The sequence below is a fragment of the Paenibacillus xylanilyticus genome (assembly GCF_013359935.1).
In the GTDB taxonomy this organism is placed as follows: Bacteria; Bacillota; Bacilli; order Paenibacillales; family Paenibacillaceae; genus Paenibacillus; species Paenibacillus xylanilyticus.
The window spans coordinates 1-271 of record NZ_JABMCB010000107.1 but is presented as its reverse complement, the minus strand read 5'-3'; the positions used below and the strand labels follow the sequence as shown (position 1 = coordinate 271).

At 45.0% G+C, this 271-nt stretch carries 1 rRNA gene; it reads left to right on the top strand.

The window, feature by feature from the left end:
* Positions 1–82: ribosomal RNA gene (locus tag HP552_RS01050) — 16S ribosomal RNA — on the top strand; the annotation flags it as partial.
* Positions 83–271 lie beyond the last annotated feature (189 nt).

The window sequence follows — 271 nt, the reverse complement described above, 5'->3', positions numbered from 1 at the left end:
GCCGCCGAAGGTGGGATAGATGATTGGGGTGAAGTCGTAACAAGGTAGCCGTATCGGAAGGTGCGGCTGGATCACCTCCTTTCTATGGAGAATCGTTTCCCGAGTGGAAACATTCAAATAAGCAGGTTCTCTGAACCTGCGCAACTCACTCGTTGCTCAGTTTTGAGAGCTCAAACTCTCAAAACAGCTTGCTTTTGCATGGAGCTTGTTCTTTGAAAACTAGATATCGAAACGAAAATTGCGAATTAGAACATTCCTTTTAGCTGAACTT